This is a genomic window from Nitrospirota bacterium, assembly GCA_020851375.1.
Taxonomy (GTDB): Bacteria; Nitrospirota; 9FT-COMBO-42-15; order HDB-SIOI813; family HDB-SIOI813; genus RBG-16-43-11.
Genome location: JADZCV010000022.1, coordinates 1 through 19,411 on the forward strand (window position 1 = coordinate 1; position 19,411 = coordinate 19,411).

The 19,411-nt window shown below is 44.8% G+C and carries 18 protein-coding genes; 16 read left to right on the forward strand and 2 right to left on the reverse strand.

From position 1 onward, the window contains the following. Both IT393_04400 and IT393_04405 read left to right on the forward strand, forming a co-directional pair. Positions 1–461, forward strand: a 461-nt coding sequence (locus IT393_04400) for an NADP-dependent isocitrate dehydrogenase (protein MCC7201890.1), incomplete at its 5' end; no start/stop codon positions are given. Positions 462–527: 66 nt separating this feature from the next. Next, complete coding sequence (locus tag IT393_04405) at positions 528–1,730, forward strand: hypothetical protein (protein ID MCC7201891.1); 1,203 nt, start codon at positions 528–530, stop codon at positions 1,728–1,730. A gap of 92 nt (positions 1,731–1,822) precedes the next feature. On the opposite strand, the gene IT393_04410 is transcribed toward IT393_04405, so the two are convergent. Then, complete coding sequence (locus IT393_04410; protein ID MCC7201892.1) at positions 1,823–2,773, reverse strand: transketolase family protein; 951 nt, start codon at positions 2,771–2,773, stop codon at positions 1,823–1,825. Between the two features lie 2 nt (positions 2,774–2,775). Continuing rightward, positions 2,776–3,588, reverse strand: coding sequence for a transketolase (locus IT393_04415; GenBank protein ID MCC7201893.1), 813 nt, complete (start codon positions 3,586–3,588; stop codon positions 2,776–2,778). A gap of 257 nt (positions 3,589–3,845) precedes the next feature. Here IT393_04415 and elbB point away from each other — a divergent pair, with 257 nt between their 5' ends. The 14 genes from elbB to IT393_04485 all read left to right on the forward strand — a co-directional run bounded on the left by elbB (position 3,846) and on the right by IT393_04485 (position 19,411). Then, complete coding sequence (gene elbB / locus IT393_04420) at positions 3,846–4,511, forward strand: isoprenoid biosynthesis glyoxalase ElbB (GenBank protein ID MCC7201894.1); 666 nt, start codon at positions 3,846–3,848, stop codon at positions 4,509–4,511. Beyond that, positions 4,511–5,530: an RNA polymerase factor sigma-32 gene (locus IT393_04425; GenBank protein ID MCC7201895.1), complete on the forward strand. Its 1,020-nt coding sequence runs from the start codon at positions 4,511–4,513 to the stop codon at positions 5,528–5,530. The genes elbB and IT393_04425 overlap by 1 nt, the downstream gene beginning before the upstream one ends. Then, entirely contained in the window at positions 5,511–6,287 is a 777-nt protein-coding gene (locus IT393_04430; protein ID MCC7201896.1) for an SDR family oxidoreductase, read from the forward strand. Before IT393_04425 ends, IT393_04430 begins: the two co-directional genes overlap by 20 nt. 474 nt (positions 6,288–6,761) lie before the next feature. Further along, positions 6,762–7,826, forward strand: coding sequence for a magnesium/cobalt transporter CorA (gene corA, locus IT393_04435; protein MCC7201897.1), 1,065 nt, complete (start codon positions 6,762–6,764; stop codon positions 7,824–7,826). A 12-nt stretch (positions 7,827–7,838) separates the two neighbouring features. Then, complete coding sequence (locus IT393_04440) at positions 7,839–8,507, forward strand: fumarylacetoacetate hydrolase family protein (protein MCC7201898.1); 669 nt, start codon at positions 7,839–7,841, stop codon at positions 8,505–8,507. A gap of 442 nt (positions 8,508–8,949) precedes the next feature. Further along, positions 8,950–10,095 carry a TIGR02584 family CRISPR-associated protein gene (locus IT393_04445; protein ID MCC7201899.1) on the forward strand — a complete coding sequence of 382 codons (1,146 nt, stop codon included), beginning with the start codon at positions 8,950–8,952 and terminating at the stop codon, positions 10,093–10,095. Positions 10,096–10,475: 380 nt separating this feature from the next. Beyond that, entirely contained in the window at positions 10,476–11,564 is a 1,089-nt protein-coding gene (cmr1, locus tag IT393_04450) for a type III-B CRISPR module RAMP protein Cmr1 (protein ID MCC7201900.1), read from the forward strand. A gap of 22 nt (positions 11,565–11,586) precedes the next feature. Then, positions 11,587–14,430, forward strand: a complete 2,844-nt coding sequence (gene cas10, locus IT393_04455) for a type III-B CRISPR-associated protein Cas10/Cmr2 (GenBank protein ID MCC7201901.1) — start codon at positions 11,587–11,589, stop codon at positions 14,428–14,430. After that, positions 14,427–15,557 (forward strand): type III-B CRISPR module-associated protein Cmr3, encoded by a 1,131-nt coding sequence (gene cmr3 / locus IT393_04460; protein MCC7201902.1) that lies wholly within the window; start codon positions 14,427–14,429, stop codon positions 15,555–15,557. The genes cas10 and cmr3 overlap by 4 nt, the downstream gene beginning before the upstream one ends. Beyond that, a complete protein-coding gene (gene cmr4 / locus IT393_04465; protein MCC7201903.1) occupies positions 15,550–16,467 on the forward strand; it encodes a type III-B CRISPR module RAMP protein Cmr4 in 918 nt (305 codons plus the stop codon). The genes cmr3 and cmr4 overlap by 8 nt, the downstream gene beginning before the upstream one ends. Positions 16,468–16,472: 5 nt before the next feature. Beyond that, complete coding sequence (gene cmr5 / locus IT393_04470; protein ID MCC7201904.1) at positions 16,473–16,865, forward strand: type III-B CRISPR module-associated protein Cmr5; 393 nt, start codon at positions 16,473–16,475, stop codon at positions 16,863–16,865. Further along, positions 16,862–17,920 carry a type III-B CRISPR module RAMP protein Cmr6 gene (cmr6, locus tag IT393_04475; protein ID MCC7201905.1) on the forward strand — a complete coding sequence of 353 codons (1,059 nt, stop codon included), beginning with the start codon at positions 16,862–16,864 and terminating at the stop codon, positions 17,918–17,920. The genes cmr5 and cmr6 overlap by 4 nt, the downstream gene beginning before the upstream one ends. Before the next feature lie 10 nt (positions 17,921–17,930). After that, positions 17,931–19,061: a DUF1887 family protein gene (locus tag IT393_04480; protein MCC7201906.1), complete on the forward strand. Its 1,131-nt coding sequence runs from the start codon at positions 17,931–17,933 to the stop codon at positions 19,059–19,061. After that, positions 19,049–19,411 (forward strand): hypothetical protein, encoded by a 363-nt coding sequence (locus IT393_04485; protein MCC7201907.1) that lies wholly within the window; start codon positions 19,049–19,051, stop codon positions 19,409–19,411. The genes IT393_04480 and IT393_04485 overlap by 13 nt, the downstream gene beginning before the upstream one ends.

Below are 19,411 nucleotides of genomic sequence, written 5' to 3' on the forward strand. Positions count from 1 at the left end.
ACGTTCAGCAGTTTTCAGAAGAGGGGTATTTAAGGTGGGACTCCCTTGGGGAGTTCCTGGCGCTTGCAGTATCGCTTGAGCATCTGGCCATTACGTTTAACAACAAGAAGGCTCAGGTACTGGCAACAACGTTGGATCAGGCAAACGGGAAGTTCCTGGAGAGCAACAAGTCACCGGCCAGGAAGGTTGGTGAGATAGACAACCGCGGGAGTCATTTCTATCTTGCCTTATACTGGGCGCAGGCCCTGGCAGCTCAGGATGAGGACAAGGAGCTTAAGGCCCGCTTTACGCCATTGGCAAAGGCCCTTACAGAGAACGAGGCAAAGATAGCCGGAGAGCTGATAGCTGCCCAGGGCAAGCCACAGGATACAGGCGGCTATTACTTCCCTGACCCTGAGAAGACTTCAAAGGCAATGCGCCCGAGTGCGACATTCAATGCCGCACTGGCTGCCATTGCTTAATTGTGCACCATCATCAGGTTAAGACATCTCAGCAGAAGAAGTAACCTTTAACAGGGAGGTATCTTTATGAGACAGAGAATCTGTATGGTTGGAGCAATATGCTTTTTCATTATTTCGCTTTTCGTCTTTTCAGCGCCTGATGCAGAGGCAGTGACTGCGTTTGCCCGTCAGACAGGACTGGCCTGTTCCACTTGTCATTTCCAGCATTTCCCGTCACTCAATGCCTTTGGCCGTTCGTTTAAGTCAGGCGGTTATACTATGGTAGGCGGACAGAGTATGATCGAAGGGGATATGCTCTCTCTCCCGAGTACGCTGAATGCCTCCGTGATATTGAAGGTTCGGTATCAGAAGTCTAACGGAGACAGTGCATCGGGTACCAATATGGGGGAACTGCAATTCCCTGATGAGGCATCCTTATTCCTTGGTGGCAGGGTAGGAGAGAAAATCGGGTTCTTACTTGAGGGCCAGATTAAGGATAATAAGGCTCCGTTTTTTGCCTCATTTAAAATGCCCTTTGTACATGATATAGCAGGTTCGAAGTTCAGCATCATCCCATTCAGCACGGATTCGCTTGGCGCTGCCTTTGGTTTTGAGCTGTTAAACACCGGCGCCGTAAGAAATGTCCGGGTAATGGAACACAGAAAAGAATTATCTGCCCAGCAATTTGCGGGTACGGATGGTGCAGCAGAAGGTGTTGCATTTGTGCTGGCTAATAACAGGGGATTTGTAAATGCCTCTTTCTGGACTCCAAACAGCGGGACCGTTGCGGTTAATGGGTTCTCTCATTATCTGAGGGCGGCAGCAACACCGGCCATAGGCAACCTGGATGTTGGCGCTGGTATTCAATACTGGGGGGGTACATCCAGCACTGATGCCGGAGATACCGATACAAAGGCCCTGGCAATTGATGGCCAGGTGCAGGGCAATGTTGGCTCCATGCCCCTGGGTGTTTATGTTACCTATGCAAAGGCTGATAAATCAGGTTCAATACCAAATCAATTTAATAGCATTACCACGGATGATACGTCTGCCTTTTCCATAGCAGGTGAGATAGGTATTATACCTGACAAAGTTTCATTGACCGCAGCTTACAGGGCAGGGGATAAAGACGGTGACAGCGACAACGGTTTATTAATCGGAGCCTTATACCAGGCAGGACAAAACCTTCAGCTTCAGTTTAATCATACCCTCTATAGCGGTGATGCCTATGATCCCAAGCCTGCAGATGGTGATCAGTTAACAACCTTAGTGCTATTTGCAGCATTCTGACGTAATAAAACATAAAAAAGGGGGACAGCGACTATTTATTTTGCAAATCACAAAATAAATAGTCGCTGTCCCCCTTTTTTACTGCCCCTTTTTTACTTCCTCTTCAAAACCTCTTCAATTTTTCTGACTATATTATCCGCTGTCAATCCGTATTTTCTGAAAAGCTCATCAGGGGTCCCTGATTCTGCATAGGTATCATTAACTCCCACAAAGCCCATTGGTACCGGGCACTGCTCGCTTACAACCTGGGCCACGGCAGCGCCGAGTCCGCCTGCAAGGAGATGCTCCTCTGCTGTTACTATGGCCCCTGTAGTCTGAGCTGACTGGACTATTACGTCTTTATCTATGGGTTTTACCGTGTGCATGTCTATTACCCTGACATCAATGCCCCGCTCACTGCAGGCACATGCCGCCTCAACAGCCTCCTGTACCATAAGGCCGTTAGCGATTACTGTAACATCTATGCCTTCACGCACTATATTCGCCCTGCCTATCTTAAAGTCAGTGCCCTGCTGATAAATAACCGGAGCCTTTGGTCTGCCGGTGCGCATATATACAGGTCCTTTATGTTGTGCTGCCAGCTTCACTAAAGCCATCGTTGACAACTCGTCCGCCGGTACAAGGACAACAAAGCCGGGAAGAGAGCAGGCGAGAGCGATATCTTCAACCGCCATCTGGGATGCCCCGTCCTCACCAATGCTTATACCGCCATGAGACCCTACCAGCTTGACGTTCAGATGAGGATTAGCCACACTCATGCGGAGCTGATCAAACGTCTTGCACATCAGGAATGATGCAAAACTTGAGACAAAAGGTATTTTTCCGCAGGATGCGAGGCCCGCTGCTGTTGAAACCATGTTGGCCTCAGCAATCCCCATATTAAAAAATCTATCCTTAAACTCTTTGGCAAATAAGACACTCTTTGTAGACTTTGAGAGGTCAGCATCGAGGGCAACTATTGCAGGATTCTCCCTGCCAAGTTCAACCAGCGCTTTTCCGTATGCATCCCTCGTTGCCATACCATAAATACGCTTACATGACATTTCTATTCTCCCAACTCTCTCAGGGCAATTGCCATCTGATCACGTGTTGCTGCCATGCCGTGAAACTCGACATTATTTTCCATAAATGAGACGCCTTTTCCTTTTATTGTGCGTGCGACAATAACTGTTGGTTTTCCATTTGTTGCCTTTGCCTCATCAATCGCCTTTATAATCTGATTGAAATTGTGTCCGTCTATGTCTATTACATGCCATCCGAAGCTCTTCCACTTGTCAACTATCGGTTCCAGCTCCATTATATCCCTGATCCACCCATCAAGCTGTATGCTGTTATAATCAATAAAGGCAGTAAGATTATCCAGTCTGTAGTATGCAGAAGACATGGCTGCTTCCCATATCTGCCCTTCTTCCGATTCACCGTCACCTATCATGACATATGTACGATAATCCTTATTATCTAATTTACCTGCCAGAGCTATTCCGGAGGCTATGGACAGACCCTGGCCAAGTGAACCGGTAGATGCCTCCACACCGGGTAGTTTTCCCATTTCCGGGTGTCCCTGCAATGGACTCCCGAATTTTCGCAATGTAAGAAGCTGTTCTACCGGAAAGTAGCCGGAGCGGGCGAGTGCGCTATACAGCGCCGGGGCCGCGTGTCCTTTGCTGAGTATAAACCTGTCCCTGTCAGGCCAACCAGCATTTTTTGGATCATGTCTCATCGCCATGAAGTAGAGTACAGTTATGATGTCAGTTGCAGAAAGAGAGCCTCCGGGATGACCGGAATTCACCTCTGTAGTCATCTTAATTATGTCCCTGCGGATAGCCTGTGCTGTTTTTGTAAGTTGATTAATGTCCATATATTTTATCCCCTTTTTGCACTTAACAGGGATTTTGAATTATAATATAATTTGGCTGGTAAAGACAAGGATTTTCAGGTGAACGCCATGAGCCTCTGGTTCACCAGGGTTTATGAAAACGTCATTCCCGCGTAAGCGGGAATCCAGACCAGTGGCCTGGTTCTGGATTCCCACTCCCCGCTTAAATCCTGCGGGGACAGGTTCTGTGGGAATGACGGGTACTTAGGAGTATTTTCGAGTGAAGGGAGGATGTGACGATGGCGAAGGTAGGAGTAATTCTGTCCGGTTGTGGTGTTTATGATGGTTCAGAGATATATGAGAGTGTCCTGACATTATATTTTTTAGATAAATTCGGTGCAACACCCCTTATTATGGCCCCCAATGTAGAGCAGACGCATGTAGTAAATCATCTTACAGGGGAAGTTTCTCAGGGGGAAAGTAGAAATGTCCTCGTTGAGTCTGCAAGGATTGCGAGGGGTAAGATTAAAGATGTCAGAAATGTGAAGGCGGGAGAGTTGGATGCGCTGATATTCCCGGGTGGTTACGGTGCGGCAAAAAACCTGTGTACCTTTGCGTTTGATGGCGTTGACTGCAAGGTTAACAGTGATGTGGCAGGACTTGCTATGGACGTTTACAGCCTGGGCAAGCCGATAGGCGCCATATGTATTGCCCCTGTGATGATGGCAAAGATATTCGGAGACGCAACACCACTTGACATTACAATCGGTTCAGACAAAGAGACTGCGAATGCAATAAATGTAATGGGTGGACACCATATAAGCTGTACAGCCTCAAACATTGTCATTGACAGCAGACACAAGGTGGTTTCAACACCTGCCTATATGCTTGCCGGTTCTATAGGCGAGGCAGCAGACGGTATAGAAAAACTGGTGAAGGCTGTACTTGATCTGGTTAAGGGATAATGGACGACGAAAAGGACATTGAACTGGAAGATCATCCCGGCGAGACTGGAGAACCGGACGATTCTGAGGCTGCGGAATTGGACGGTTTAACCGGTGAGCCGCTGAACATCGGGGATATTGATGTGGTGATTCCGCAGGAGATGGAAGAGTCTGCCTCAGGCACATCATTAGCCAGTTATGACCCTCTTCAGCACTATATGGCAGAGATAAGGAGATACCGTTATCTTACCAAAGAGGAAGAGAGGAGGCTTGCAATTATGTACAGGGAGGAAGGGGACCTTGATGCCATATCGAAGCTGATTATGGCCAACCTTAAACTCGTTGTAATTATTGCAATGGAATATAAAAGGACAGGCATGAACATGATGGACCTGATTCAGGAGGGGAACCTCGGGCTCATGCAGGCGGTCAGAAAATTTGATCCTTACCGCAACCTGAGGCTTGTTACATATGCGACGTGGTGGGTGAAGGCGTACATGCTGAGATACATAATCAATAACTGGAGGCTCGTAAAAATAGGAACCACTCAGGCGCAGAGAAAACTCTTCTTTAATCTGATGAAGGAGAAGGCAAGGCTCGAATCTCTGGGATATGAGGCCGGACCAAAACTCCTGGCGAGCGAGCTTGGCGTGAAGGAAAAAGAGGTTATTGAGATGGACCAGCGCCTTGGAAGTCAGGATGCATCTCTTGATGAGCCCCTGTCGGAAGACTCGGAGAGCACTCTGTTAAGTGTTTTATCCTCAGGAGAGACGGCTGTTGATGAGAGGCTGGCAGATGAGGAGATATCTTCAATATTTAAGGAAAAGGTCGCAGAGTTTTCAGTGGAGTTAAATGAGAGGGACCGGGATATCCTGCAGACGAGGATACTGGCGGAAGAACCTGAGTCGCTTAGTGAAATTGGCAGGAGATATGACATATCAAAAGAACGCGTAAGGCAGTTGGAGGCCAATATCATTAAACGTCTCAGGGAATACCTTGAGAGGGAGGTTAAGGATTTTGATGCACTCAGGCCTGATTAACCTTTCCGGCAGGGTGGCATTGGTGACTGGTGGAAGCAATGAGACAGGTGCAGCAGTTTGCAGGGTCATTGCAGAGGCTGGTTCGTCAGTTGTCATCCAGTATTATAATGGTAAGGATAAGGCTGGCAAGACTTGCGAATATATCGGTTCCAAGGGTGGTGTGGCGGCCAATTGTTTTGTGGATTTATCAGACAGGTCATCCATAGATGAATTATTCAGCTTTATTAAAGACAAATTTGGCCGCCTTGATATACTCGTTAATAATGCACACTTCCCGATCACACGGAGTTTGGTTAAAGAATCTGAATGGGAAGGTCATCAGGAGCAGATAGATGTAATGATGAAAGGCACATTCTATTGCTGCAAAAGGGCAGCGTTGTTTATGGAGGAGAGCGGCGGCGGCTCTATAATCAATATAATCTCGACCCTGGTTGATCATCCTGTAAAAGGCTACAGCAGTTTTATAACAGCGGCATCAGCACTGACAGGTTTCACAAAGAACCTGGCTGTTGAGGCTGGGGAGAAAGACATCCGCGTCAACATGATTGCCCCTGGCTTTGTACTTACCGGACATGCACCTTATGCCCCGCAGCATGTACAGGATGCGATTTCAAATGCTACCCCGCTTGGACGCCTTGCCACACCAGACGACATAGCAGGTGGAGTCCTCTTCTTTTCCTCAGACCTTTCACGATTTATCACAGGTCAAACCCTTGTCATTGATGGCGGTTACTCCCTCTCCGGGATGCCGGCCTGATCATACCACATCCTTTAATGTTTGTTTAATATCCATTAAATATAATTGGTACTGAAACATATTTATCAGGAGGTGATTCAAATGGATAAGAAAAGCAGGAAGATGCATATTGTCCATACTGTTTTAGGGATTATTTTTATAGCGCTTATTCTGGCAAGTGCAATCCTTCTGCCGCTTCATGATGTAAACGGCAGAATTATTTAATCCTGATTTAATGTGGACTTATTATAATGGTATACATGTTTAGAATAAATCAATCAGGAGGTGATGTAAAAATGGATAAGGATATAAAGATTGCCCACACGGTACATGCAGTAATAACAATAGTATTTGCTGTAGTCCTGTTGGCAGGCTCAACCATAATATAATTTCTCAAATGCTTACCCTCCCCCCTGTCCCCTTCAAATGAAGGGGATGGGGGCTCTCCGGCAGTTTTCTTCAATATTATTTATCAAGTGTGATATATTATGAGCCATGGCGCGTTTGATCAAACAAAGGGCCGGGAAGCTGGGGCTTCCTCCGGGGACGCTTGTTCATATTGGAGAAAAAAGCGGCAAAGATGTCAACATCACGGTCATAGATTACGATGAGTCGAATCTTCAGGAAGCAGAGATAAAGACTATAGATCAGTGCATACGTTTCAAAGACAAGCCTACAGTGACGTGGATCAATGTCGAGGGACTGCATCAGTCAGAAATCGTAGAAAGCCTGGGCGCCTGCTATGGACTCCATCCCCTTGTCATGGAGGATATACTGAATACGGATCAGCGGCCGAAGGTAGAGGATTACAAGGACTATTTATATATCGTTCTTAAGATGCTTCACAATGTCAATGGAACGGAATTTGTATCTGAACAGATAAGCCTCATCCTCCACCCAAACTTCGTAATCTCTTTTCAGGAAGGGATAGAGGGAGACGTCTTTGGCCTTGTCAGGGAAAGGCTCAGAGGAGGCAAGGGGCGCATAAGGGGAATGGGGCCGGACTATCTCGCATACACGCTGATTGATGCAATAGTGGACAACTATTTTTCGATTATGGAGGAGATTGGAGAGAGGATCGAGAGGATTGAGGAGGAACTTGTAACCAATCCTAAAAAAGAGACCCTGCACAGGATTCATGAGCTCAAGAGGGAGATGATTTACCTTCGAAAGGCTGTATGGCCTTTGAGGGAGGTAATCAGCACGCTTGAGCGGGGAGAGTCTCCAATTATCAGGAATACAACTTCCATCTACTTACGGGATGTTTACGATCATACTATTCAGGTCATTGATACCATAGAGACATCTCGAGATATGTTATCAGGCATGCTCGACATCTATCTATCGAGCATAAGCAACCGTATGAATGAAATAATGAAATTCCTTACCATCATAGGCACTATCTTTATTCCATTGACATTTATCGTTGGCATCTACGGCATGAACTTCGAGTTTATGCCTGAGATACGGTGGCGGTACGGCTACTTTGCAGTCATGGCATTCATGTTGGGCATTGGTGTATTTATGCTTTTCTATTTCAAGAAAAAGAAGTGGCTTTAGCGGAGATTTCAGATGTGTGAGGGAAAAAGGGGCATAAAAGTAAAGGGGAGTACGGAAACAATTGTCCCCACAAAGCTCATCTGTCTTGGCAGAAACTACAGGAGGCATGCCGAGGAATTAGGGAATGCTGTTCCTGAGAAACCGATAATCTTTCTGAAACCCCCATCTTCACTGATTGTTGAAGGTGATAAGATAATACTGCCGCCCCAGTCTCAGGATGTCCATCACGAGGTAGAGCTCGGGGTTGTGATAGGCAAGACAGGGAGATGCATTTCACGGCCTGAATCAGCGGGATATATACTCGGATATTGCATATTTCTTGATATCACGGCACGGGACATTCAGAGGGAGGAGACAAAACGGGGCGCGCCCTGGGCGCTTGCCAAGGGGTTTGACACCTTTGCCCCGGTATCGCAGATTGTCAGAAATGAAGATATCTCACATCCGGAAGACCTTGCCATAAGACTATGGGTAAATGATGAACTCAGGCAGGACTCAAACACCCGTTTCATGATATTCAGAATTGGAGAGATCATTGAGTACATCTCCTCTTACATGACCCTTGAAGCCGGCGACATCATCGCAACCGGTACGCCAGAAGGAGTGGGCCCGATCAGAAAGGGGGATGTTGTAACCGCAGAGATCAGCGGAATTGGCAGGATAAGGTTTGAGGCGGAATGAAAATCCCCCGGATGAACCGTCATGAGCCCTTCGACTGTTCGGCACGCTCACAGCTCAGGGCTCACAAAGGGTCATGAAAACGTCATTCCCGCGTAAGCGGGAATCCAGACCGAGGCCTGGTTCTGGATTCCCACTCCCCGCGTAAATCCTGAGGGGACAGGTTCCGTGGGAATGACAGAAATATATTGGATGATGTATCTAAATATATTTCTGTGTGTACTTTGTGTCTCTGTGGTAAATAACGGAGATTTTCAGGTGAACCGCCATGTGCCCTTCGACTGTTCGACACGCTCACAGCTCAGGGCTCACAAAGGGTCATGAAAACGTCATTCCCGCGTAAGCGGGAATCCAGACCGAGGCCTGGTTCTGGATTCCCACTTCCCGCTTAAATCCTGCGGGGACAGGTTCCGTGTGAATGACGGGTACTTTGGAGTATTTTCGAGTGAATTTCAAAGATATCCTCATATTCGTTGCAGGCACAACGCCCCAGATAATTACAGAGACAATATATGCATTATCACAAAAAAAGCCACCTGTATATGCAGATGAAGTGATCATAATTACTACTTCTGCCGGCAGGAGGAGGATTGAAAATGCCCTAATAAAAAAGGGTATACTGAAGAGGCTTGTCAGGGAATATGATCTGCCGGATATCAGGCTTACAGAAACCTCCTTTATCATTGTAAGAGATGAGGCGGGCAAAGAGATTGATGATATCAGGGGTGAAGAAGAAAATGAGATTATGGGAGATCTTATTACATCCCTGATACAGAAGTTGACTGGAGACAATGGCACAAGGCTTCACTGCTCCATCGCAGGAGGCAGAAAGACGATGAGCTTTTATCTCGGTGCTGCACTGCAGCTCTTCGGCAGACCCTGGGATAAACTCTACCATGTCCTTGTTAATCCTCAGTTTGAGACCAACCCTGAGTTCTTCTATAAGCCGAAACGGAACAGGATGATTGAGTGCAGGCAGCCTGATGGGACTACAAAGCAAATCAACACAAAGGATGCGGAGATTTATCTTACAGACCTCCCTTTTATCAGACTTGGCAACAGGCTGTCACTAACCGGAGAGGGTTTCGGGGAACTCGTCGCTGAAGGACAGCGTGATATAGATACAGCAGCCATCCAGCCTGAGCTTACCGTGAACCTTTCAAAAAGAGAACTTCGCATCGGAAAGACAACTGTCAGGATGACCCCTGTCCAGCTTGCCATATATACAGCATTCCTGAGACAGAAGCTCGATTACTGCTCCAGGACTGCCAGGCAATACTGCCTTGAATGCACAGAGTGTTTCTGCTCCATTATCCATCTCAAAAAGAATATGATCAGGACCATCGCAGAGGATTACAGGAAGATCAGCCGCTGCGATGCGACTAAGGCAGAAGAATGGCGGGATAGATGGTCAGAAGCCCCTGCCTTCGTCAGCATGGTTACACATAACATTAGCAAGATTAGCCGCGCCATTAGGAAAAGCCTCGGCGATACACCCCTCCTACCATACTACGCGATAACGAGTGATAGAAAATATGGTGACACGCCATATGGCGTCAGAGTGGAAAAAGAGAAGATAAGGATAGGATAATTCCCTTATAATCTCTTTCATAATCGTTAATTATGCTGTATATTTTACGATGATGTCGCAATAAATGCAGCAGTATAGGTTATTGTCGGACTATCGCGGGAATGAAATCAAGAAGGTGGGAGACCCTGAGATCTGGGTAATCCCATCCTGCCATCTGTTTACCTGACAGAAATATTTCAGAAACATTTCTCCTGTTGCAATTAAGATCATAAAAAGGTAAATTTGTGGCTATGGGTTGTTTGTGTGTGGCCTTGTATTCGTGTAATTAACGGAAGGGCGTTAGCAGAAAATCCACGCTATTTTTTACGTACAGAGGTCTGAATGAATCATAGAGTATATCAAAGGATAGTGTCGGCGGAGTTGCTGCATGGGAGGGAAATATGATTCATAAGGTTACTTTTGAAATCGAAACAATCACTCCCATGTTTCTGTCAGGTGCAGACCAGGGTAAGGCAGAGCTAAGGGCGGCAAGCATTAAAGGGCTACTTCGATTCTGGTGGCGGGCATTGCAGGCGGAACCGGATTTAAACAAACTTCGTGCAAGAGAGAGCGCTATATTCGGAAGTTCTGATGAGAAAACAGGAGGGGGATGTAGTTTTGCTATACGTATTAACCATGATGGGAATTGTGCGCCTGTCCCTAAGGGTTTGCCTAATAAGGATAACATCCACAAGATAATGGTTACCAGCAGGACACGAAACAGAACATTTCCTATCAATATCCTGGAATACTTAGCCTACGGGCCTTATGATCCAAAATCTAAGAAGCTGAGGCAATACATTGATTCAAAATCAAAATTCAATCTGATTCTTAATTTTCATAAAGATAATTATATTGACGACATTTATAGGTCCATACACGTATTTTCTCTTTTCGGTGGAATAGGTTCACGAAGCAGAAACGGATTTGGGAGTTTTTTTATTAGTAAAATAGAAGGTGGTGGGCGTGAATCTAACACCATAAGTTCTTCTACAAGCCAATATTCCACTGATTTTTTGAAGAAACTAATTCATGATAGTGAAAAAGACGTTTCATATCCTTCTTTTTCTCATGAAACGAAAATCTTTCGCGCCAAACAACCAAAAGATACCTGGGACGAGGCATTGGCAGATGTGGGCAAAACATATAGAGGTATAAGGGTTGGGGATAAGAAACTAAATGGTTTAGTGTTTGAAAGTAAACACAGTTATAATAAAAGAGAATTTCTAGGGGCTCCGCTTGATCCATACAATGAGAATTTCCACTCCTTACTCGAACGAAGGGCAAAGCCATATTTTATTAAGATAGCTAAGGAGGGCAATCAATTCCGGTCATATATTCTTTACTTGCCATCCCTGTATTGTGAAGGGTTAGAAAATGACAGAAAAAGCAAAAGGATTAACAATCATCCTGATCTAAACAGAGAGTTTGCAAAAGTTTGCAACGAGTTTAACAAATTTATTGGTGAACATATGGAAATAATTTTATAGATCATGAAGGAGAGTGATATTAATGAACAATGTTCTTCTGATCAGAAAAATCCAGGCACTTCTTCATGACCCTCCTGAGAAGCCCATAATTCTCGGTAGAATAGGCCATGAAGGCAGGGCTAAAGAGATAATGAGAGAGCTTATAGGCGATGCGGCCGCGATTCCCGAAGATATTAAAACTGCCGATCATATTGCCTCAGCTGCCGACCGTATCAATCTGCCGAGAGATGAGCGATTTATATCTGATTTTCTCAGGAACCCTGAGATAATTCACTCCCTGTCAGGAAAAGGGTTTAATCTTGGCAGTCTGGCGCAAATAAACATAGATCACATAACTGATGATGTGGACAGGGCAGTGGGAGAGCTTGCTGATAAATACAGGGGGGACTCAGAGAAGATTTATTTATCCCTGTGGAGAAGCCTCGTTGATATGTTGATTGAAGATGGTCAATCAAATTTAGGTCAACTCTGGGAGCTTCTTCCGGCAGATACGAGGATCCCTGATCATTCTATATGGGAGCATAAACGCGTCACATCAGCAATTGCCGGGGCATTGCCTAAACCTGCATTCCTCTTATTTGCTATTGGGCCTGTTCAGGAGTTCATTGCGACCGCACGAAAGACTCAAGACCTGTGGGCCGGCAGTTATCTTCTGTCGTATCTTTCCTGGAGCGCGATGAAGGTGGTCGCAGAGGAATTTGGCCCAGACTGCCTTATATTCCCTGATCTCCACAGACAGCCATTTGTTGATAAGTGGCTTATTGAAAAAGGCCTTGAAATTGATGCACTGGGAAATGAACTGCTGTCTTCCCCCACTCTTCCGAATCGTTTCCTGGCGGTCATTCCGGCAGAGTCAGTGAAGGATATTGCTGAGAAGGCAAAGAAACATGTACAGGAGACCTTTGCTTCTGCGTGTCGTGCGGTAAAAGAAAAGATGTCAGAGAAATGCGGCATACACCCATCGGCTGAATGGGATGAAATATGGCAGAGACAGACGGATGATTTTATAGAGACCTACTGGTCTGCGACTGTCATTGATGAAGTAGAAGATATTGATGGCTTTATCGCTGAATATAAACGGTTGATGGGAACCTCAAGTGAATGGCCGTTTGATAACCTGCTCAGGGCTTACGAGAGGGGTTTTAAGCCCAATATAGGCACTGTGTATGCTCAGATTTACAGGCTTACTGAAAAAACGCTTGGCAGCAGAAAAGCCATCAGGGATTTTAAACAACAGGACGAGCCGAATCACAAATGCACGTTGTGTGGCTTAAGGGAGCCTGTGCATCCCGGGATGTTTAACAATCAGACTTGCAGGGAAGAATTCGGGGCGTTAACAGGGTTCTGGCGGGAAAACGTGATGCCAGCTTTCCCGCAGATCAGGCGAACTGAGAGGTTATGCGGTATTTGTGTAACGAAACGGCTTGCGGCATCGTCTTTTTTCAGAGAGCAGATGGGACTTGATATCTCCAACTCATTCCCATCCGTCAGCATGGTAGCAACAGCTTCATTTAAAGAAAAGGTTATAAAAAATATTTCTCATCCGGAAATCAATACAAGAGCAAACGAATTTATTTTCATTTTAAACACCTTATTTGAAGGTAAGAAGGAACGTATGAACGGCGAACCACTTCCGATGGTGCGACGCATGTGCAATAATCCTGGAACAGTTGCGTTGGAAAATAAAGATATCGCTCATAAGTTTGCGTCTATAGAGGGCGATTGGCTCTACGAAGATTCTTTCAGAGAGTCGCTTAAAGATGATATCCCTAATTACTCAGAAGAACTGTGCAATGCAGCTCAAGCAGCGCTAAAAAAACTCCTTCAGGCGGCAAAGAAAATTGATATTGATCAACCATCAAAATATTATGCAGTGTTTCTCATGGACGGCGACAACATGGGCAAGTGGCTGTCAGGAGAGAATGCCCCAACGATTGGGGAAATTATGCATCCCATTGTCAGAGACGGCCTTGAACCCAAAGAGTGGGATACTCTTCTTACGATGAAACGGCCTCTCAACCCCTCCCTTCACCTTGCCACCAGCAAGGCACTGAGAGACTTCTCCCTTCATGTTGCAAGGGAGATTGTAGAAAAAGATCATCTCGGTAAACTGGTCTATGCCGGCGGAGATGATGTTCTGGCGTTTGTGAATCTCAAGGATTTACCAGAGGTAATGAGAAAGTTGCGGGCCTGTTTTTCAGGGAGTTTGATCGTGAATGAAGAAACCAGCAAGGTTGATATTGATTTTAAAGAAGGGCGGGGATTTATTCCTGTTGATGGGGAGGGTGTGCCGCTTAACATTGAGAATAATAAAAATAAAATTAACGGCTTCAGACTCTCAATGGGGACAAAGGCAACGGCAAGCATGGGGGTTGTAATTGCTCATCATAATTCCAACCTTGCAAAAGTGCTTGATGATGTAAGACGTTGTGAAAAGGAAGCTAAGAACTTGAAAGACAAAAACGCTTTTTGTATCTCCCTTGCCAAACGCTCAGGCGGCACAGAATCTGTCAGTGCAAAGTGGTATTATGATTCCGAAAAAGAGGGGATTTTTGAGCCAATTCCTCTCCTCAGGGAATGGGCGGATGCTTTTTATAATGATCACATGTCACCAAAGATGGTCTACACCTTTAGAACAGAGACGACGGGATTGGAAGGGAAAGATTTGCCTCGTGGGGCTGTTAGGCATGAACTCCTTCGTATAGCCGACAGACAGCGGATTAAAAAAAACAAAGGCTTCAATAAAGAGACAATGGAGAAAATGGTTGTACGAATCATAAAGTTTCACGAATCAGGGCTTAGCCTGGAGAAGGTTAGCGTATTTCTTTCTGTAGCTGCATTTCTCGGACGGGAGGGGAACAGGTGAAGTTATTCATAGAGCCGAATGATGTCCTCATGTTCAGGGATGGAAGGCCGTTTGCGGGTGGAGATGACCATTTTGCTCGTGGAGTATTCCCCCCATCGCCGGCCACGTTCTATGGGGCATTCCGCTCCCATATCCTGAGCCATAACTGGCCTGAGTTTAACAGGTTTAAGTCTGAGCCGGAACAAATCCCGGAGAATGTGCGGACTGAAATAGGAACACCAAATGAATTAGGTATACTTTATATATGTCAGTTTACGCTAGCGAAAAGAAACGCCAGTGGCATTAAACAGTTCTTCCCCATGCCAAAAGATGTTGTGAAGGAGAAGGGCAGGGAGGAAAGTAAATTGAACCTGTTAATGCCTAAGGACTTATCAGGGAGTAAAACGTTGACAGATATGCCGTATGGATTGAATAATATGTGGCTTCCTGTAGAGACCCCGAGGGAAGCTGTTTCAGGATATTTGTCGTCAGAAGATATGAGTAAATATCTGTTTGGGGAACCGCCCTTCAAATGTATAAATCAGGATGAGTTATTTAAGAATGAAGAACGAACAGGTATCCAAAAAAGCAGAATGACACGAAGTGTTGAAACAGGACGGCTTTACAGTGTTGAGTATTTCAGGTTGAATGAGGATGTTGGTTTTGCGATTGACTTTGGGAATGCATCTCTGATTCCGTCTAACGGTATTCTTCGGCTTGGGGGCGACAACCGTTCAGCCCGATATTTAGTAACATCATGGGATGAGCTTTCTACAGACCGCATAAGGAAGAAGATTGCCGACACCAAACGTTTCAAGCTGGTGTTAACTACTCCCGCCATATTTAATAAAGGCTGGTTGCCTGGCTGGATAAATGGTGATACCAGGCAAGGTCAGATTGAAGGTGCCATTGTGAAGTTGGTCACCGCATGTGTTGGAAAACCAATAGGCATCGGTGGTTATGATTTTGCTAACAATAGGTCAAAGGTGATGAAGAAGGCCGCACCAGCCGGCAGCGTGTATTATTTTGAATTTGTTAATGGCAGTGTTGATGCTCTCTTCGAAAAGATGTGGCTTAAATCAATAAGCGATGAACGGGCAAAGGAAGGATTTGGGATAACATTGATAGGAGGTTTTGACTATGTTTAAAGAGGCAAAGGTGATGTTTATTTATACGGAAACGTCGCTCCATTGTGGAAGCGGTACAAGTCTCGGCGTCATTGACCTGCCGATACAACGGGAGAAATATACGGATTACCCTGTCTGCCAGGCATCAGGAATAAAGGGTGTGGTTAGGGAATGGTTTGATAATAAGTATGGCGAAAGGGACTCCAAAATCAAATATACCTTTGGCCCGGACTTCGGCAGAGGGGACAGTGAGGCACATGCAGGAGCTGCTACCTTTACTGACGGACGTCTTCTGTTATTTCCTGTCCGTTCCCTGAACAGTGTCTTTGCCTATACTACATCTGTCTTTGCATTAAGCAGGCTCAGGAGAGATTTAGAAATGGCAGGGGAAAGTGTTGGGTGGAAAGTTCCGGCAGAGTCTGACAAGATATTGGGTGTTTCGGAGAGCAAGGTTAAGACAGGGGACAACAAAGTGGTGCTTGAGGAATACACCTTTGATTTTCAGCTGGATGAAGGTGTTAAAGCAATAGCTGAATGGATTGCATCCAATGCCATCCCGCAAGGAGATGAGTATAACTTCTGGCGTCAAAAGGTAAAGACAGATTTAATAATACTGCCGGAAGATGCATTCGGGGACTTTGTAAAACTTTCAACTGAGGTTCAGGCAAGGATAAGGATTAACAATGATACAAAGACCGTGGACAAAGGCGCATTATTTTATGAAGAGGCATTGCCGTGTGATTCACTGCTTTACTCTGTGGTAATGGCGCATGATCCTGCTTGTGATAATGCAAAAAGGCCGACTGACCTTCAGGACTCGACGGATGTAATGAAATTTGTAAGCGAAATAAAAAGCAAACGCCTGCAATTTGGTGGAGATGCTACAATCGGCAAGGGCATCGTGAATGTCAATTTCCTGAATGGGAGGTAATAGCTATGATAAAGTCAAAAGAACAAGAAAGGGCAAAGAAGGCATGGGAATTGGCGAATTCAGTTTCTGTCGGCATAATAGATAAATATTCATCATTAGCCAAAAGCGCACCGGTTATGATACTTACAAATGGGCTGGGGCAGACACTTGCTTTTTTCATCTCAAAATCCAACGGCAAAAATGAATACACTCTCCTTTATCGACATATTAACGAATGGCTTGATGATAACATCTCGTGGACGCCAAATAATGAAATTGGTAATGATTTGATTGAAAAAGTGATTAATGAAAAATCTCAGATTTATAGAATGGTTACAGAAGAGACATTAGCTTTTCTCTCATGGATTAAGAGATTTGCAACAGCCTTAACGCCTGATACAAAGGAGGCAGCAGAATGAAGCTTCCACTACCTGGGGATACACGGTCAGTGTTTAAAGATAATAATGTTCTTTTCAAGACAAGCAATCTCGGTTTGTTGTTCAATAAGTATGTTAACTCATGGCAAAACGGTTGGCAGATGACGGAGGAGGATTCTAAGAAATTCCGTCAGTCTGTGTCGGATATTAAATTTTCGAAGGAATATATTGAAAATGTGTTAAAGCGCCAGCAGATGATGATTAATAACTTAAAAGATTCCGGCTGGCATGTTGAATTCTTCACAGCAAAAACCGACAGCCGTCTTATCATTGGCCTTGGCGGCACAAGTGTGATTGAAACAGGAATGACACTACACCCGTTATACGGCTTTCCATATTTGCCCGGCAGCGGACTGAAGGGACTGGCAAGGGGATATGCTGAAATAGGAGTTGAGTCTAAGCCGTCAGCCGATGAATTGAGGGAAGTGTTTGGTTCTGAAAAGAAAGACGCTCCTGCTGTCAACAACATACAGGGAAAAGTATTCTTCATGGACGGATTACCAGCAACCTTTCCAAAACTTGATCTTGATATTATGAACCCGCACTATGGCGAATATTATCGGGGAGGAAAACCCCCGGCAGATTATCTGAACCCTGTACCTGTAACATTTCTAACTGTTGCATCTGAGCAGCCCTTTTTATTTGCCGTATTTTCAAGGGATAAAGCCCTTTCAGAAAAAGCAAAACAATGGCTCACCGGCGGTCTGACCGATCTCGGGGCTGGTGGTAAGACAAATGTAGGTTACGGTTATTTTAAGATAGACGTCACATTGCAAACACAGTCTCAGCCAGGTATAGCAAAGGTAACCAAAGCCTCTCCAATGGATGCCTTATTGGAAAGGGTTAAACAGTGTCGTCAACCAGGCGATAAGCACATTCTTCAAAAGGTATTTGATGATGCATGGAAGATAGAAGGTTTAGACAGGAAAGAATTATTAGGACAGATAAGACTACAACTCCCTGATACGATGAAGAAAAACGATAAAATAATATCGTTTCTGAAGGAAAAAGAAAAAGAGTCAGGAATAACTAATTAATAACCAGTCTATGAAAATACACGTTTGCCTTGTATCAGCTCAGCCCATACCAAATCTTATCCCTCTCAGGATGGATGAGTTGAGCCCTGAGAAGGTGATTTTGCTTGAAAGCAAGGACGTTAAAGCTCAGGCACAAAGAATAGAACAGGTTATAAAAACCTGGGGAATTAAAGTGGTCAGATGCCCGATAGAACCTTATGATCTTGAATCTGCACGTGAGACATGCCTTAACATCCTCGCCGAGATAGATAAGGATGAAGTTACACTCAATGTAACTGGTGGTACAAAGATTATGGCATTAGCGGCTTTTGAAGTCTTCAGGGAAATGAAAAGACCAATCATATATGTGGATACCCAGAACAGGAATATACAAACTCTATCTCCTGCACAAAAGGAGTTAAAATTCAAAGGGGTTATTAAAGTTAAGCCCTATCTTGCAGTTTATGGGCAGGACATTGTGGGAGAAAATACATTTCTTGATATTGTTAAGAAGCACAGGCCAATGATGCAAAGGCTGATAAAAGATATAGCCATTTTTGAACCTGTCATAAGCGTATGGAACACAGTTTATGCTGTCCCTGCCAGGAATACAAAAAGATATCCTTTCCATATTGATATAGAAAGCGGACACACGTCCTGGAAAGCCTTTGGAAAACTGACTGATTTATTTGAGACTGGTGGTATTGTACAACTTGCTGATGGGAAATTGATATTTCCAACCGAAGTGGATACCATGTTTGCCTCCGGAGACTGGCTTTCAGAGTTTGTCTTCGATACCGTATTGAACCTTTCTGTGACAGATGTCCATATGGAAGTAGATGTCAAATGGGACAGAAAGGGACATGAACCGACAACAAATAACTACGATGTAGTATTTACCTGTAATAATCAATTATATCTTATTGAATGTAAGACCAAACACTTTGAGGGTAAAGAGAAGGAAGGTAGTAATACCGATCTAATATATAAATTGGACAGTCTTAAAGAAGCTACCGGCGGATTATATGGTAAGGGGATGCTTGTCTCTTACAGAAAACTGACCAACGCTCAGATTTCCCGTCTTGAAGCCAATGGACTTAAATACTGCCATGGAGTTGGCCTTAAGAATTTAGCAGACAAAATAAAAGAGTGGATAAGGTAATAGCTTGTGGGTGTGCTATGCCCATGATAACCACTACTGCTATCCCTATACAGACGTTAATTGAGATGAAAGATAACTCAAACAGGCCGCAAGATATTGCTGATGTGTTCTATAAACCACTATTTTATTACCGCCCAGCTGGAGTTTTTTTACAAGGCGATGCCGAAGAAGGCCAGGGCGATAAGGGAAGGGTTGAAAAGAGGAGAGTTGTGAAATATAAACACCTGAAACTGGATCAGAATAAGATTGATTTTGCTATGAGATACTTTGGTGTTGACACAGAGCAGAAGGCTGTTGACATGGCGCTTTCTGTGTTAATGGAAGAGGAACAGATTGTGAAAGTCATGTAG

Excerpts from the sequence above, each read along its gene's own strand:
- IT393_04440 (MCC7201898.1), top strand. The coding sequence starts at position 7,839 with ATGTGTGAGGGAAAAAGGGGCATAAAAGTAAAGGGGAGTACGGAAACA.
- cmr6 (MCC7201905.1), top strand. The coding sequence starts at position 16,862 with ATGAAGCTTCCACTACCTGGGGATACACGGTCAGTGTTTAAAGATAAT.
- IT393_04410 (MCC7201892.1), bottom strand. The coding sequence starts at position 2,773 with ATGTCATGTAAGCGTATTTATGGTATGGCAACGAGGGATGCATACGGA.
- IT393_04425 (MCC7201895.1), top strand. The coding sequence starts at position 4,511 with ATGGACGACGAAAAGGACATTGAACTGGAAGATCATCCCGGCGAGACT.
- cmr5 (MCC7201904.1), top strand. The coding sequence starts at position 16,473 with ATGATAAAGTCAAAAGAACAAGAAAGGGCAAAGAAGGCATGGGAATTG.
- IT393_04415 (MCC7201893.1), bottom strand. The coding sequence starts at position 3,588 with ATGGACATTAATCAACTTACAAAAACAGCACAGGCTATCCGCAGGGAC.
- elbB (MCC7201894.1), top strand. The coding sequence starts at position 3,846 with ATGGCGAAGGTAGGAGTAATTCTGTCCGGTTGTGGTGTTTATGATGGT.
- IT393_04430 (MCC7201896.1), top strand. The coding sequence starts at position 5,511 with ATGCACTCAGGCCTGATTAACCTTTCCGGCAGGGTGGCATTGGTGACT.
- cmr4 (MCC7201903.1), top strand. The coding sequence starts at position 15,550 with ATGTTTAAAGAGGCAAAGGTGATGTTTATTTATACGGAAACGTCGCTC.
- IT393_04405 (MCC7201891.1), top strand. The coding sequence starts at position 528 with ATGAGACAGAGAATCTGTATGGTTGGAGCAATATGCTTTTTCATTATT.
- cas10 (MCC7201901.1), top strand. The coding sequence starts at position 11,587 with ATGAACAATGTTCTTCTGATCAGAAAAATCCAGGCACTTCTTCATGAC.
- IT393_04480 (MCC7201906.1), top strand. The coding sequence starts at position 17,931 with ATGAAAATACACGTTTGCCTTGTATCAGCTCAGCCCATACCAAATCTT.
- corA (MCC7201897.1), top strand. The coding sequence starts at position 6,762 with ATGGCGCGTTTGATCAAACAAAGGGCCGGGAAGCTGGGGCTTCCTCCG.
- cmr1 (MCC7201900.1), top strand. The coding sequence starts at position 10,476 with ATGATTCATAAGGTTACTTTTGAAATCGAAACAATCACTCCCATGTTT.